Consider the following 359-nt stretch of genomic DNA (forward strand, 5'->3'; position numbering starts at 1 on the left):
GTCGGCATGCCGAACATCACCTGCCGCAGCGGATCCACCGCGACACCGCCCCAGTTGAAGACGCCGAAATTGCCGGGATAGACCAGCGAGCCTTGCAGCGAGGGCGGCGTGTAGCGCCCCTCGTAGCGCAATTTCTTGAGCTCGATCCGGCACGCCAGCTGGTCGAACATGGTGATGCCCCACATGTCGGCCCCTGTCAGCGCCTTCGGGTTGAAGGAGAGATCGGATGCAGGCTGCGTCGGGGAGGTGTGGTCGCCCTCGATCGCACCGCCCGGCGCCGGCACTTCCTTTACCGGCACGATCGGCTCGCCGCTGCGCCGGTCGAGCACATAGATGTCGCCCTGCTTGGTCGGCCCGAC

At 66.6% G+C, this 359-nt stretch carries 1 pseudogene; it reads right to left on the minus strand.

What is annotated here, in order from left to right:
* Positions 1-359: pseudogene (locus EN852_RS36605) on the minus strand (membrane-bound PQQ-dependent dehydrogenase, glucose/quinate/shikimate family); the annotation flags it as partial.

Origin of the sequence: Mesorhizobium sp. M2E.F.Ca.ET.209.01.1.1 (genome assembly GCF_004010375.2) — a bacterium.
In the GTDB taxonomy this organism is placed as follows: Bacteria; Pseudomonadota; Alphaproteobacteria; order Rhizobiales; family Rhizobiaceae; genus Mesorhizobium.